Source organism: Mycolicibacterium grossiae (assembly GCF_008329645.1).
In the GTDB taxonomy this organism is placed as follows: domain Bacteria; phylum Actinomycetota; class Actinomycetes; order Mycobacteriales; family Mycobacteriaceae; genus Mycobacterium; species Mycobacterium grossiae.
In genome coordinates this window covers 3,260,257-3,274,269 of sequence record NZ_CP043474.1, presented here as the reverse complement: position 1 = coordinate 3,274,269, position 14,013 = coordinate 3,260,257, and the positions used below count along the sequence as shown (strand labels likewise).

Annotated in this window: 13 protein-coding genes; 5 read left to right on the top strand and 8 right to left on the bottom strand. The window is 70.7% G+C overall.

Features of this window, described 5'->3' with window-relative positions:
- Positions 1-7: 7 nt before the first annotated feature.
- From FZ046_RS15705 to FZ046_RS15695, 3 genes are read left to right on the top strand one after another with little or no spacing between them, the layout of a single operon-like run.
- Positions 8-712 (top strand): class I SAM-dependent methyltransferase, encoded by a 705-nt coding sequence (locus tag FZ046_RS15705; RefSeq protein ID WP_070352182.1) that lies wholly within the window; start codon positions 8-10, stop codon positions 710-712.
- Entirely contained in the window at positions 709-2,220 is a 1,512-nt protein-coding gene (locus tag FZ046_RS15700) for an FAD-dependent oxidoreductase (protein ID WP_070352181.1), read from the top strand. The genes FZ046_RS15705 and FZ046_RS15700 overlap by 4 nt, the downstream gene beginning before the upstream one ends.
- Entirely contained in the window at positions 2,217-3,293 is a 1,077-nt protein-coding gene (locus FZ046_RS15695) for a DUF5914 domain-containing protein (protein WP_083298091.1), read from the top strand. Before FZ046_RS15700 ends, FZ046_RS15695 begins: the two co-directional genes overlap by 4 nt.
- Here FZ046_RS15695 and idi read toward each other — a convergent pair.
- The 4 genes from idi to FZ046_RS15675 form a co-directional block, all read right to left on the bottom strand.
- Positions 3,223-3,765 carry an isopentenyl-diphosphate Delta-isomerase gene (gene idi, locus FZ046_RS15690; protein WP_070352230.1) on the bottom strand — a complete coding sequence of 181 codons (543 nt, stop codon included), beginning with the start codon at positions 3,763-3,765 and terminating at the stop codon, positions 3,223-3,225. The genes FZ046_RS15695 and idi overlap by 71 nt on opposite strands.
- 120 nt (positions 3,766-3,885) lie before the next feature.
- A complete protein-coding gene (gene ilvC / locus FZ046_RS15685; protein ID WP_176749519.1) occupies positions 3,886-4,887 on the bottom strand; it encodes a ketol-acid reductoisomerase in 1,002 nt (333 codons plus the stop codon).
- Between the two features lie 43 nt (positions 4,888-4,930).
- Positions 4,931-5,434 (bottom strand): acetolactate synthase small subunit, encoded by a 504-nt coding sequence (ilvN, locus tag FZ046_RS15680; protein WP_070352179.1) that lies wholly within the window; start codon positions 5,432-5,434, stop codon positions 4,931-4,933.
- 5 nt (positions 5,435-5,439) lie between these two features.
- On the bottom strand, positions 5,440-7,290 hold the full coding sequence (locus tag FZ046_RS15675) for an acetolactate synthase large subunit (RefSeq protein ID WP_070352178.1): 1,851 nt from the start codon (positions 7,288-7,290) through the stop codon (positions 5,440-5,442).
- Positions 7,291-7,540: 250 nt separating this feature from the next.
- Here FZ046_RS15675 and FZ046_RS15670 point away from each other — a divergent pair, with 250 nt between their 5' ends.
- Complete coding sequence (locus FZ046_RS15670) at positions 7,541-7,939, top strand: PH domain-containing protein (protein WP_070352177.1); 399 nt, start codon at positions 7,541-7,543, stop codon at positions 7,937-7,939.
- A gap of 19 nt (positions 7,940-7,958) precedes the next feature.
- Here FZ046_RS15670 and FZ046_RS15665 read toward each other — a convergent pair whose 3' ends face one another.
- Positions 7,959-8,795 carry a DoxX family protein gene (locus FZ046_RS15665; protein WP_070352176.1) on the bottom strand — a complete coding sequence of 279 codons (837 nt, stop codon included), beginning with the start codon at positions 8,793-8,795 and terminating at the stop codon, positions 7,959-7,961.
- 122 nt (positions 8,796-8,917) lie between these two features.
- Here FZ046_RS15665 and FZ046_RS15660 point away from each other — a divergent pair, with 122 nt between their 5' ends.
- Positions 8,918-10,039 (top strand): PQQ-dependent sugar dehydrogenase, encoded by a 1,122-nt coding sequence (locus FZ046_RS15660; protein ID WP_070352175.1) that lies wholly within the window; start codon positions 8,918-8,920, stop codon positions 10,037-10,039.
- Positions 10,040-10,066: 27 nt separating this feature from the next.
- On the opposite strand, the gene FZ046_RS15655 is transcribed toward FZ046_RS15660, so the two are convergent.
- From FZ046_RS15655 to FZ046_RS15645, 3 genes are read right to left on the bottom strand one after another with little or no spacing between them, the layout of a single operon-like run.
- Positions 10,067-11,434 (bottom strand): sensor histidine kinase, encoded by a 1,368-nt coding sequence (locus tag FZ046_RS15655; protein WP_070352174.1) that lies wholly within the window; start codon positions 11,432-11,434, stop codon positions 10,067-10,069.
- A gap of 9 nt (positions 11,435-11,443) precedes the next feature.
- A complete protein-coding gene (gene gatB / locus FZ046_RS15650; RefSeq protein WP_070352173.1) occupies positions 11,444-12,946 on the bottom strand; it encodes an Asp-tRNA(Asn)/Glu-tRNA(Gln) amidotransferase subunit GatB in 1,503 nt (500 codons plus the stop codon).
- Between the two features lie 23 nt (positions 12,947-12,969).
- Entirely contained in the window at positions 12,970-14,001 is a 1,032-nt protein-coding gene (locus FZ046_RS15645; protein ID WP_070352172.1) for an ATP-dependent 6-phosphofructokinase, read from the bottom strand.
- Between the last annotated feature and the right edge of the window lie 12 nt (positions 14,002-14,013).

Sequence of the window (14,013 nt, the reverse complement as noted above, 5' to 3'; positions counted from 1 at the left end):
GAACACCGTGAACGTTCGTCGTGACGTACCCGCCGCCTTCGACGCCGGCGCCGCCGCCTACGACGGTCTGGTGGGCGCCAACCCCGGATACAACGAGCACCTGCTGCTCTCGGCTCAGCGGATGAACCTGCCCGACGGTGGCCGCGGCCTGCGCCTGCTCGACGTGGGCTGCGGTACCGGGCTGTCGACCGCGGCGCTGCTGGCCGCCGCGCCGCACGCCGAGATCATCGGCGTCGACGGATCGGCGGGCATGCTGGCCCAGGCGCGCGCCAAGCAGTGGCCCGACACGGTGCGCTTCGTGCACTCCTACGCCGAGGGCCTCGCCGACGCCGGCGTCGAGGGGCCCTTCGACGGCATCCTCGCCGCGTATCTGGTGCGCAACCTGCCCGACCCCGACGCGACCCTGACCGCGTTCCGGAAACTGCTCGCACCCGGCGCCACCTTGGCCGTGCACGACTACTCGGTGCGCGACTCGCGCGTCGCCGGCATCACGTGGAACGTCGTCAGCACGGCGGTGATCATCCCCATGGGACGGCTGCGCACCGGCGACGCCGCCCTCTACCGCTACCTGCGCGACAGCGTGAACCGCTTCGACGGCGCCTCGGCGTTCCAGGATCGCTTGCGCGCCAACGGCTTCGTCAACGTGCGCAGCGAGACCGTGACGGGATGGCAGCGCGGCATCGTGCACACCTTCCTCGCGGACGCACCGTGACCGACACCCGCCGGGTGACCCATCTGCCCCCGTCGGGCGTCGCCGACGCCCGGGGCCGGCCACGCGCCGTGGTGGTCGGCGCGGGCATCGCCGGTCTGGCGGCCGCGACCGGCCTCGCCGAACGCGGGTTCGCCGTCGACGTCGTCGAACGCGAGCAGCACCTCGGCGGCCGGGTGGCCGGGTGGTCGGACACCCTGAGCGACGGCTCCACCGTGGCGATGAACCGCGGCTTCCACGCCTTCTTCCGTCAGTACTACAACCTGCGCGCGCTGCTGCGGCGCATCGACCCCGACCTCGCGATGCTGACGCCCGTCGAGGACTACCCGCTGATCGACGCGCGCGGGCGGCGGGACACCTTCCGCGGGCTGCCCACCGCCCCGCCCCTCAACGCGCTGATGTTCGCCCTGCGCAGCCCCACCTTCCGGCTGCGTGATCTCGCGCGGATCAACGCCCGCGCCGCCGCGCCGCTCGCCGCGGTCTCGGTGCCCGAGGTCTACGAGCGGCTCGACGACCGCACCGCCGAGGACTTCCTGCGCGACATCAACTTCCCCGACGCCGCACGGCATCTCGCGTTCGAGGTGTTCTCGCGCAGCTTCTTCGCCAAGCCGCCGGATCTCTCGGCCGCCGAGCTGGCGACGATGTTCCACATCTACTTCCTCGGCTCGAGCGAGGGACTCGTCTTCGACGTCGCCGACGCGAACTTCGACGACGCGCTCTGGAATCCGTTGCGGCGCTATCTCGAAACGCTCGGTGCCCGCGTGCACACCGGGACGTCGGTCACGTCGGTCGCACCCTCGTGGACCGTGACGCTCGACACCGGCGACACCCTGGCCGCCGACGCGGTCGTGCTGGCCACCGACGTGACGGGGTGCCGGCGCATCGTCGTCGACTCCCCCGCCCTCGGTGACCCGGCGTGGCGGCAGTCGATCGACGACCTCGGCACCGCGCCGCCGTTCGTCGTGCACCGGCTGTGGCTGGACCGCCCGGTGCGGGCCGACCGGCCGCCGTTCCTCGGCACCGGCGGCAGGCCGCCGCTGGACAACGTCAGCGTGCTCGAACGCTACGAACGCCAGGCCGCGCAGTGGAGCCGGCGCACCGGCGGATCGGTGGTGGAACTGCACGCCTACGCGGCGACCGCCGATGAGGCCGACCTGCGTGACCGCCTGCTGGCCCGGCTGTACGAGCTGTATCCGGAGACCGCGGCGGCCACCATCGTGGACGAACGCGTCCTGTGCCGGCAGGACTGCCCGCGCTTCGCACCCGGCGACTTCGCCGGTCGCCCCGGCGTGACGACGCCATACCCGGGCCTGATGCTGGCCGGTGACGGCATCCGCATCGACCTGCCCGTCGCGTTGATGGAACGCGCCGCCACCACCGGCTGGGCGGCCGCCAACGCGATCCTCGCGCACCATGGAGTGCGGGGACACCTGCTGCACACGGTGCCGACCGAGGGTCGCTCGGCACTGCTGCGACGACTCGCCGGACAACGAAGGAGCCTCTCGGCATGACGCTCGTCAACGAGATCCGCACCAAGATCGCGAAGGCCTGGCCGTTCCAGGTGCTTCCCCCGCTGAACTGGGCCGGGCAGCGGCCGACGTACGCCGACGCCGCGCCCGCCGTCATCGACACCGCACTGAGGCGGTCGCAGAGCCGCCCGAGTGGCAACTGGTACGTCTTCGCGGCCAGCACCGACATCGCGCGAAAGCCGTTCGGTACCAGCGTGGCCGGCATCGAACTGGTCGCGTGGCGCGACGACGCCGGCGCACTGCACGTCGGCCCGGCGGCCTGCCCGCACCTCGGCGCCGATCTCTCGACCGGCACCGTCGACTGCGGAGCGGTCGTGTGTCCGTGGCACGGACTGCGCGTGACCGGCAGGCGGCAGGCCGGCTGGCGACCCTATCCCGCCCACGACGACGGCGTGCTCGCCTGGGTGCGGCTCGACCACGTCGGCGGCGAAACCCCGACCGACGCACCGGTGCTCGCGCACCGCCCGGTCGGCCCCACGGTCGCGGCGGTCGCCCGGCTCGAGGGCACCTGCGAGCCCCGGGACGTCATCGCCAACCGCCTCGACCCGTGGCACGGGGCCTGGTTCCATCCCTACTCGTTCACCCGGCTCGACGTCGTCAGCGCACCGCCGGCCGCGGCCGACGTCTCCGACGCCGAGGACCGGTTCGCCGTGGCGGTCACGTTCCGCATGGGACGGCTCGGGGTGCCGGTGATCGCGGAGTTCGTCAGCCCCGAGCCGCGCACGATCCTCATGCGGATCGTGGACGGCGAGGGCAGCGGCAGCGTGGTCGAAACCCACGCCACGCCACTGGGTCCCGGCCCGGACGGGCTGCCCCGCACGGCGGTGATCGAGGCGGTCATCGCCCACTCGGACCGCCCGGGCTTCGTCTACGCCACCCGCGTGGGACCGGCGCTGCTGCCGTTCATGCGGTACACCGCGGCGCGGCTGTGGCGTGACGACCTCGAGTACGCCGAGCGGCTGTACGCGCTGCGCCGCCGGCGCCTCAGCGAGCCAGCGCGTCCGGAAGGCCCGCGGCCTCGAGTAACGGCACCTGCTCCACCGCCCACGGGCTGATGGCCCAGGGGAGGTCGGCAGCCGCCCGCAGTTCCGGCCAGTCGACCCACCGCACGTCCATCGTCTCGTCGGCAACCGGGCGGATCGGTGCGCCCGTGCGCGCCCAGAACACCGGACACAGCTCGTTCTCGACGGTGCCGTCCGCAGCGACCGCGCGGTAGCGGAAGTCCGGCAGGATGCACGTCGGCGCGTCGAGGTCGACGCCGAGTTCCTCGGCGGCACGGCGCACCACGGCGTCGGCCGGATCCTCGCCCGGTCCGGGATGACCGCAGAAGGAGTTGGTCCACACCCCCGGCCAGGTCTTCTTGTTCAGCGCACGGCGGGTCAGCAGCACCCGGCCCGCGTCGTCGAACAGGTAGCAGGAGAAGCCGAGATGCAGCGGCGTCTCGGCGGTGTGCACCGAGGCCTTGGCGGCGGTCCCGACCTGGCGGCCCTCGTCGTCGACCAGCACGACGAGTTCATTAGTGGTCATGACGTCCAACAGCACCCTCCATTCATACCCACTGACACCCGGTCGACGCACGTCGAGAACGCGCAACGGCGCGCCCGGAACACCCCCGACGCGCCGATGCGATGGATCGTCGGACGACTGCTAGGCCGTCTCGGTGATCGGACGGTCGACCCAGCTCATCAGGTCGCGCAGCTTCTTGCCGGTCACCTCGATGGGGTGCTCGGCGTTCTGCTGGCGCAGACCTTCGAGTTCCTTGTTGCCGCCCTCGACGTTGGCGACGAGGCGCTTGACGAAGGTGCCGTCCTGGATGTCCTTGAGGATGGCGCGCATCCGCTCCTTGGTGTCCGCGTCGATCACGCGCGGGCCGGAGATGTAGCCACCGAACTCAGCGGTGTCGGACACCGAGTAGTTCATCCGGGCGATGCCGCCCTCGTACATCAGGTCGACGATGAGCTTCAGCTCGTGCAGCACCTCGAAGTAGGCCATCTCCGGCGCGTAACCCGCCTCGACCATCACGTCGAAGCCGGCCTTCACCAGTTCCTCGGTGCCGCCGCACAGCACGGCCTGCTCGCCGAAGAGATCCGTCTCGGTCTCTTCCTTGAAGTCGGTCTTGATGACGCCGGCACGGGTGCCGCCGATGCCCTTGGCGTAGGACAGTGCGAGCGCCTGGCCCTCGCCCTTGGGGTCCTGGTCCACGGCGATTAGGCACGGCACGCCCTTGCCGTCGACGAACTGGCGGCGGACCAGGTGGCCCGGGCCCTTGGGGGCCACCATGCCGACGGTGACGTTGGCGGGCGGCTTGATGAGACCGAAGTGGATGTTCAGACCGTGACCGAAGAACAGCGCGTTGCCGTCCTCGAGGTGGGGCTCGATCTCCTTGGTGAAGATCTCGGCCTGCGCGGTATCGGGCGCCAGCAGCATGATGACGTCGGCCCACTTGGCGACCTCGGCGGGCGTGTCGACCGCGAGACCCTGCTCTTCGACCTTCTCCCGCGACTTCGAGCCCTCGCGCAGACCCACCTTCACGTCGACGCCCGAGTCGCGCAGGCTCAGCGAGTGCGCGTGCCCCTGGCTGCCGTAGCCGATCACGCCGACCTTGCGTCCGGCGATGATCGACAGATCGGCGTCGTCGTCGTAGAACATCTCAACTGCCACTGTGTGTTTCCTTCTCTCTTCGTGGGTCTGGCTACTTGGAGGTGACCATGCCGCGGGGCCCGCGGGCCAGCGTCACCATGCCGGACTGGGCGATCTCGCGGATGCCGTAGGGCTCGAGCAGGTTGAGCAGCGCCTGCAGCTTGCCCGGCGTGCCGGTCGCCTCGACGACCAGCGACTCGGGTGACACGTCGACGACCTTGGCGCGGAACAGGTTCACGGCCTCGATGATCTGGCCGCGGGTGGTCGCATCGGCGCGCACCTTGATCAGCGCCAGTTCGCGCGACACCGAGTTGTCCTCGTCCTGCTCGACGATCTTGATGACGTTCACCAGCTTGTTGAGCTGCTTGGTGATCTGCTCGAGCGGGAAGTCGTCGACGGCCACCACGATCGTCATGCGCGACAGGTGCTTCTGCTCGGTGGCGCCGACCGCCAGCGACTGGATGTTGAACCCGCGCCGGGAGAACAGCGCCGAGACGCGGGCCAGGACGCCCGGCTTGTCCTCGACCAGGACCGAGAGGGTGTGGATGGTGGTCATGCGCGCTACACCTGGTCCTCGTTGTCGAACAGCGGGCGGATGTTGCGCGCCGCCATGATCTCGTCGTTGCCGGTACCGGCAGCGACCATCGGCCACACCTGCGCGTCGGCGCCGACGATGAAGTCGATGACCACCGGGCGGTCGTTGATCGCGCGGGCCTGGTTGATCACGTCCTCGACGTCTTCGGCACGCTCGCAGCGCAAACCGACGCAGCCCAGTGCCTCGGCCAGCTTGACGAAGTCCGGGATGCGGCGGCTGTGCGTGGCGAGATCGGTCTGGCTGTACCGCTCGTCGTAGAACAGCGTCTGCCACTGCCGCACCATGCCCAGGTTGCCGTTGTTGATGAGCGCGACCTTGATGGGTGCACCCTCCACTGCGCAGGTGGCCAGCTCCTGGTTGGTCATCTGGAAGCAGCCGTCGCCGTCGATGGCCCACACCTCGGCCTCGGGACGCGCGAACTTGGCGCCCATCGCGGCCGGCACGGCGTACCCCATCGTGCCGAGGCCGCCGGAGTTCAGCCAGGTGCGCGGCTTCTCGTACTTCACGAACTGCGCCGCCCACATCTGGTGCTGTCCGACGCCCGCGACGTACACGGCCTCCGGACCGGCGATGCGGCTGAGCGTCTCGATGACGTACTCGGGCGAGAGGCTGCCGTCGCTCTGCGGCGCGTAGCTCAGCGGGTAGGTGGCCTGCACGCCGCGCAGGTACTCCCACCACTCGTCCATGCCCAGCGTGGACTCCGAGGTCCCGTCGCGTCGCAGCGCGGCGGTGAGTTCGACCATGACGGCCTTGACGTCGCCCACGATCGGCACGTCGGCGTGCCGGTTCTTGCCGATCTCGGCGGGGTCGATGTCGGCGTGGATCACCTTGGCGCCCGGGGCGAACGAGTCGAGCTTGCCGGTGACGCGGTCGTCGAAGCGGGTGCCCAGGGCGATCAGCAGATCGCTGCGCTGCAGCGCGGCCACCGCGGCGACGGTGCCGTGCATGCCCGGCATGCCCATGTTCTGGGCGTGGCTGTCGGGGAACGCGCCGCGGGCCATCAGCGTGGTGACCACCGGGATGCCGGTCAGCTCGGCCAGTTCCAGCAGCTCGGCGCTGGCATCGGCGCGGATGACGCCGCCGCCCACGTACAGGACCGGCTTGCGCGCGGCGGCGATGAGCTTGGCCGCCTCGCGGATCTGCCGGCTGTGCGGCTTGGTGTTCGGCTTGTAGCCCGGGAGATCCATCACCGGCGGCCAGCTGAAGGTGCACTGCCCCTGCAGGATGTCCTTCGGGATGTCGACCAGCACCGCGCCCGGCCGGCCGGTCGCCGCGATGTGGAACGCCTCGGCCAGCGCCTGCGGGATCTCGTCGCCGTTGCGGACCAGGAAGTTGTGCTTGGTGATCGGCATCGTGATGCCGGAGATGTCCGCTTCCTGGAATGCGTCGGTGCCGATCAGACCGCGGCCGACCTGCCCGGTGATGGCGACCACGGGGATCGAGTCCATCTGGGCGTCGGCCAGCGGGGTCACCAGGTTGGTGGCGCCGGGACCCGAGGTGGCCATCATGACGCCGACCTTGCCGGTGGCGTGGGCGTAGCCGCTGGCGGCGTGCCCGGCGCCCTGCTCGTGCCGGACCAGCACGTGCCGCAGCTTCTGCGAGTCGAACAGCGGGTCGTACACCGGCAGCACCGCGCCGCCGGGGATGCCGAAGATGGTGTCGACGTCGAGTTCCTCGAGCGACCGCACCACGGCCTGGGCGCCCGTCATCTGTTGCGGCGCAACCCTTCTGGGCTGCGCAGCGGGGTTCTTCGACACGGCCTGCGCCCCGTTGTCGGGGCGTGTGGCGGCCGGTGGTCGCGTGGTCGGTGCGCTCACGGTGTCCTCTTCGATCCTCGTCCGTACTTCGGTGACGTTCTGGGCAACAAAAAACCCCCGTCAGCTTCCGCTGTACGAGGGTTGCGCGTCGGTGCTCGTAGACCTGGGGTAAGTCCCGACTGGTTCAATCAGCCTGGTTACGCACCAACGCGCGAACCAATTACTACGAGCATGCCGGTCTGCATGACCGTTGACGGTAGCCCCGTGGGCCCGTTCGGGTCAAATCCGGCCCCGGTGGAAGGATGGTGGCGTGAGTCGCGACGAATCGGAACCCGCCGCCGCCCCGGTGATCCTGAAGATCCCCGCGACGGCGCTGCTGGCCGTCGGCTTCTTCACGCTGGGCTTGCTGACGCTGGTGCTGGCCGAACCGGCGTGGTTCACCGCGCTGTTGCTGCTGCCCGTGGGGCTGACGGTGGCGATCTTCCGCTACCGCACGGTGGCCGACGCCGACGCGGTCACCGCACGCACCCTGCTGTCCAGTCGCACCGTGAACTGGACCGACATCGAGGGGCTGCGTTTCGACCGGCGGTCCTGGGCGCTGGCCCGGTGCACGGACGGCAGCGAGTTCCGGTTGCCCGCCGTGACGTTCGCGACGCTGCCGCAGCTCACCGCCGCCAGCGGCGGCCGGGTACCGAATCCCTACGCGTGACCCCCGAGGTCGTGTGCGGTCAGCCCAGCGGGTTGACGCCGTTGAGCAGCGCCCAGATGCCGACGCCAGCACCGACGCCGAGCAGCAGCGCGGCCAGCGAGCCGATGAACGGGCGGCGCGCCCAGCCGCGCCCGGCGTCGAAGCCGTAGCGCCCCGGACCGGTCAGGCACAGGGCGGCGGCCACGACCAGCAGCGTCACCTGGTACTCGTGACCGTCCGGCAGGAAGAACGGAAAGCCGGGGCCGGACTGCGCGACGACCGCCGCGAGCAGGGCGTTGACCAGGTAGGCCACCGCTCCCGCGGCCGCCAGCGGCGTGAACAGCCCCAGGACCAGCAGGACCCCGGCGGCGATCTGCCCGCCCGCGACCACGTAGGTCAGGATGCCGGCGTGCTGGTAGCCGAGACCGGCGAGCGACTCCTGCAGGCCACCCAGGCCGGTGCCGCCCCACAGTCCGAAGGCCTTCTGCAGGCCGTGGGCGATGAGCAGCGCGCCCAGGCCGACGCGCAGCAGCATCAGCCCGAGGTCCTGCGTGCCGCGCTTGCCCGCCGCGCGGATGCGGTCCTCGGTGAGGGGGTCGGTACCCACCTCGACCGGTTCGGCGGTGCCGGCGGCGTGCCGGCCGCCCGGCTGGACGTACGGCAGGGGCTCGGGATCCCCCATCAGGGCGTAGGCCGGCGGCTGAGCCGGTGCCGAGTCGTACCGCGGGATGGCGGTCGTCTCGAAGTCGCCGGCGTACGGGGTCGATGGCACGTCGTCCTCCGGATCGACCAGGCGCGCAGACGCGGGCGGCGCGGCCGGGCCGTCGAGACCCCCGGGTCGCTGCCAGGCACGCGGATCGTGTGAGGTACTGGTCACGAAACCCAGCGTAAGTGCACATCACCCACCAGTCGTGTATTGGCGCGTCGCGTTCGCTGGTCGTTGCACACCCGTGACACCGGCGTGGCGCGCACGGCGTCGCGATCCGTAACCTGGCTCGCATGAGACTGCGACGGTCGCTGCAGGGTGTGCTGGTGCTGCTGTGTGCCGCGACGGTGGCCCTCGGATCGGGCTGCGCCCGGTTCGACTCGGCTGCCTCCGAACCGTTCACCACCGAGCCGGCCATGGAGCCGCCGTCGAGCAGTCCCCCGCCGCCTCCGCCGCCGCTGCCGGGGCAGCCGTTCCCCAAGGCGTGCCCCGCGCCCGGCGTCATGCAGGGCTGCCTGGAGAGCACCAGCGGACTCATCATGGGCCCGGACAGCAAGTCCGCGCTGGTGGCCGAGCGACAGACCGGCGCCATCAAGGAAGTCGCCACCAACGCCGAGCCGAAGGTGAAGCTGACGCTGCCGGTGGACCCGAGCGGCGACGGCGGCCTGCTCGACATCGTGCTGTCCCCGACCTATCCGCAGGACCGGCTGATGTACGCCTACATCAGCACGCCCGAGGACAACCGCGTCGTGCGCATCGCCGACGGCGACGTGCCCAAGCCGATCCTGACCGGCATCCCGAAGGGGGCGGTCAACAACGCCGGGGCGCTCAAGTTCACCAGCCCCACGACGCTGATGGTGCTCACCGGTGACGCCGGCGACCCCGCGCAGGCCACCAACCCGGGGTCCCTGGCGGGCAAGCTGCTGCGCGTGGAGGCGCCGACGACGGTCAACCCCGCGCCAGAGACCACGGCGCTGTCCGGCATCGGCGGCGCGGGCGGCATGTGCATCGATCCGGGCGACGGGTCGCTCTACGTCACCGACCGCACCGGCACCGGGGACCGGTTGCAGCGCATCACCAAGGACTCGAAGGTGTCGACGGTCTGGTCGTGGCCGAACCGGCCCGGCGTGGCGGGTTGCGCCGCGCAGGACGGGACCGTGCTGGTCAACCTCGTCGACACCAAGCAGACCGTCGCCGTGCGGATGGCGCCCGATACCGGCGCGGTGACCGGTGAGCCCGAGGTGCTGCGCCAGGACACCCGCGGTCACGTGTGGGCGTTGCAGATGTCGCCCGACGGCAACGTCTGGGGCGCCACGGTCAACAAGACCTCCGGCGACCTGCAGCAGTTCGACGACGTGGTGTTCCCGCTGTTCCCGCAGGGCGGCTTCCCGCGCAGCAGCGACGAGAAGACGTAGCAACCGAAGACGTGAACCCGGCTCGCCCTAGCGGGGACCCGAGCCGGGCAGGCGCAGCATCAACCGCGTCCCGCCCATCGGACTGACCTCCAACGCGGCGGTGCCGCCGTGCAATTCGGCCTGCTGCGCCACCAGCGCGAGCCCCAGCCCCGACCCGGAGCGCGATGCCGTCGTGCCGCGGTGGAAGCGCTCGAACACCGTCGTGCGCTCCTCCGCGGGCACACCCGAGCCGTCGTCGTCGACGGCGATCTCGACGCCGTCGGCGGAGCTGATCACGCTGAGCCGCACGGCCGTCGCGCCGCCGTGCTTGACGGCGTTGGCGATGGCGTTGTCGATCACCAGCCGCAGCCCCGCGGGCAGCCCCAGCATCAGCACGGTGGTCGACGACCCCAGCGCGACGTCGAGGCCCGGGTAGTTGCGCATCGCGTCGTGCGCGGCCCGGTCGAGCAGCTCGGTGACGTCGACGGGCACGAAGTCGTCGGTGGTGGTCAGCTCCCCCTGCGCCAGGCGCTCGAGCGCCGTGAGCGTCGCCTCGATGCGGCTCTGCGTCCGCATGACGTCGCCGATCACCTCCGCGCGCTGCTCGGGCCCCAGGTCGAGCGTCTCGAGCACCTCGAGGTTGGTCCGCATGGCGGTCAGCGGCGTGCGCAGCTCGTGCGACGCGACGGCGGCGAAGTCGCGCGCGGACTCCAGGGCGGCGCGGGTGCGCTGCTGCTCGTCGCCGATGCGCGCCAACATGCCCTCGACGGCCTCGGAGATCTCCACGGCCTCCCACACCCCGCGCACCTGCACCTCGTCGGGGTTGGACTGCGCGTTGATGGCGCGGGCCTGCTTGGCCAGCAGCCGGAACGGGTTGACCATCACCAGCGAGATCACCCAGCCGATGAGCAGCGTGCCGAGGATGACGCCGGAGCAGATCCAGAAGACCCGCCAGTGCAGGGCGTCGATGCGGTCCTGCGTCTCGGCGACGGGTGCGCCCAGCGCGATCGACGCGTTGCCCGTGGTGATGGTCCGGACCCGGTAGTCGATGCCGTCGATGCTGACGTCGGCGTAGCCGTTCGGCAGCGCGGGCAACACGATGTCCCCCGGGATCGAGACGGTGGCCGGGCCGATGCGCGCGGTGCGGACGAAGTCGCCGTCGGCGGGCGCCGGGCGCGATCCGTCCTGCTGTGCACTGCGGATCAGGGTGTTGACGTCACCGAGGCTGCTCAGCGAGTCGAGCCGCCGGTCCAGCTGGCTGTTCTGGTCGTTGGTGACGCCCACCCACACCCAGACGCCCAGCACCAACACCAGGATGACGACGCCGAGCTGACTGACGATGACGATGGACCGCAGCGACAGCAGCCGCAGGGGCTGCCGGAGCAGGCGGAACACCAGATCCTGCGGACGCGGCACCGGGTGGTCCTAACTGCAGGCGGCGATGACCATTTCGCGCACCAGCGCGGCGTCGGCCTGCCCCTTGGTCGCCTTCATCACCGCGCCGACGATGGCACCCGCGGCAGCCACCTTGCCACCGCGGATCTTCGCCGCGATGTCGGGGCTGGCGGCGAGCGCCTCGTCGACGGCGGCCTTGATCACCGAGTCGTCGCGCACCACGGCCAGACCGCGGTCGGTCATCACCTGCTCGGGTTCTCCCTCACCGGCGAGCACGCCCTCTATCACCTGGCGGGCCAGCTTGTTGGAGAGCTTGCCCTCGTCGACCAGCGCGATGACGGCCGCCACCTGCGCCGGGGTGATGGGCAGTGCGTCGAGTTCCACGCCCGCCTCGTTGGCCTTCTGCACCAGGAAGTTGCCCCACCACGCGCGGGCCGCGTCACTGGGAGCGCCGTGGGACACGGTGGCGGTCACCAGTTCCACCGCGCCGGCGTTCACCAGGTCGCGCATCACCTCGTCGGAGACGCCCCACTCCTGCTGAATCCGCTTGCGCGACAACCACGGCAGCTCGGGAATGGTGCCGCGCAGCCGCTCGACCAGATCGGCGCTCGGCGCGACCGGCTCCAGGTCGGGTTCGGGGAAGTAGCGGTAGTCCTGCGCCGTCTCCTTGCTGCGCCCGGCCGTGGTGTGGCCGTCCTCGTGGAAGTGCCGGGTCTCCTGCACGATTCGTCCGCCGGCGTCGAGAACGGCCGCCTGGCGCCGCATCTCGTAGCGGACCACCACCTCGACGCTCTTGAGCGAGTTGACGTTCTTGGTCTCGGTGCGGGTGCCGAATTCGCTGGCACCCTTCGGCTTCAGCGACAGGTTGGAGTCGCACCGCATGGACCCCTGGTCCATGCGCACGTCGGAGACGCCGAGGGCGCGCAACAGGTCCCGCAGCGCGGTGACGTAGGCGCGGGCGATCTCCGGGGCGCGCTCGCCGGTGCCCTCGATGGGCCGGGTGACGATTTCGATGAGCGGGACGCCGGCGCGGTTGTAGTCCAGCAGGGACGTGGTGGCGCCCTCGATGCGGCCGGTGTCGCTGCCCAGGTGGGTCAGCTTGCCGGTGTCCTCCTCCATGTGGGCGCGTTCGATCTCCACCCGCCAGGTGGTGCCGTCCTCGAGTGGCACGTCGAGGTAGCCGTCCACCGCGATCGGCTCGTCGTACTGACTGATCTGGTAGTTCTTCGGCTGGTCGGGGTAGAAGTAGTTCTTCCTGGCGAACCGGCCCCACGGGGTGATGTCGCAGTTGAGCGCCAACCCGATGCGGATCGCCGACTCGACGGCGTTCTGGTTGAGCACCGGCAGCGAGCCGGGCAGGCCCAGGCAGACCGGGCACACCTGGGTGTTCGGCTCGCCGCCGAACTGGTTGACGCAGCCACAGAACATCTTGGTGGCCGTCGACAGCTCGACGTGCACCTCCATGCCCATCACGGGCTCGTACCGGGCGATCACCTCGTCGTAGTCGAGGAGTTCGGCGGGGGCGATGGTCATGGTTCGATCCTAGTGCGGACCGCTCAGCCGAAGAACTCCGCCGCGTCGTCGTAGCGGCTCTGCGGCACGAGCTTGAGCTGGCGCACCGCGTCGGCGAGCGGCACCCGGCCGATGTCCTGCCCGCGCAGGGCGACCATCATGCCGAACTCGCCGGCATGCGCGGCGTCGGCGGCGTTGACGCCGAACCGCGTCGCCAGCACCCGGTCGTACGCCGTCGGGGTACCGCCGCGCTGCACGTGCCCGAGCACCGTGACGCGCACCTCCTTCTTGATGCGCTTCTCCACCTCGATCGCCAGTTGCTGCGCGACGCCGGTGAAGCGCTCGTGACCGAACTCGTCCATGCCGCCCTGCCGCAGCGACATCGACCCCTCGGCCGGCTTCGCCCCCTCGGCCACCACGCAGATGAAGTGCGAATCCCCGCGCACGAAACGGGATTTCACCAACCGGCAGACCTCTTCGACGTCGAAGGGCTGCTCGGGGATCAACGTCATGTGCGCGCCCGAGGCGAGGCCCGCGTTGAGCGCGATCCACCCGGCGTGCCGGCCCATGACCTCGACGAGCATCACCCGCTGGTGTGACTCGGCGGTGCTGTGCAGCCGATCGATCGCCTCGGTGGCGACCTGCAGCGCGGTGTCGTGGCCGAACGTCACGTCGGTGCAGTCGATGTCGTTGTCGATGGTCTTCGGCACGCCGACCACCGGGACGTTCTCCTCGGACAGCCAGTGCGCCGCGGTCAGCGTGCCCTCGCCGCCGATCGGGATCAGCACGTCGATCCCGTTGTCCTCGAGTGTCTGCTTGATCTGGTCCAGTCCCGCGCGCAGCAGGTCGGGGTTGACCCGCGCCGTGCCGAGCATGGTGCCGCCCTTGCCGAGCAGCCGGTCGTTGCGGTCGTCGTTGGCCAGCTGGATGCGCCGGTTCTCCAGCAGACCCCGCCAGCCGTCCTGGAAGCCGACGACCGACGAGCCGTAGCGGGCGTCGCACGTCCGCACCACCGCACGGATCACCGCGTTCAGACCGGGACAGTCACCGCCGCCGGTGAGGACTCCGATGCGCATCAGCTCGCTCCT

What these genes read in the sequence shown, in the direction of transcription:
- FZ046_RS15695 (WP_083298091.1), top strand. Translation starts at nt 2,217, where the DNA reads ATGACGCTCGTCAACGAGATCCGCACCAAGATCGCGAAGGCCTGGCCG.
- idi (WP_070352230.1), bottom strand. Translation starts at nt 3,765, where the DNA reads ATGACCACTAATGAACTCGTCGTGCTGGTCGACGACGAGGGCCGCCAG.
- ilvC (WP_176749519.1), bottom strand. Translation starts at nt 4,887, where the DNA reads ATGTTCTACGACGACGACGCCGATCTGTCGATCATCGCCGGACGCAAG.
- ilvN (WP_070352179.1), bottom strand. Translation starts at nt 5,434, where the DNA reads ATGACCACCATCCACACCCTCTCGGTCCTGGTCGAGGACAAGCCGGGC.
- FZ046_RS15660 (WP_070352175.1), top strand. Translation starts at nt 8,918, where the DNA reads ATGAGACTGCGACGGTCGCTGCAGGGTGTGCTGGTGCTGCTGTGTGCC.
- gatB (WP_070352173.1), bottom strand. Translation starts at nt 12,946, where the DNA reads ATGACCATCGCCCCCGCCGAACTCCTCGACTACGACGAGGTGATCGCC.
- FZ046_RS15645 (WP_070352172.1), bottom strand. Translation starts at nt 14,001, where the DNA reads ATGCGCATCGGAGTCCTCACCGGCGGCGGTGACTGTCCCGGTCTGAAC.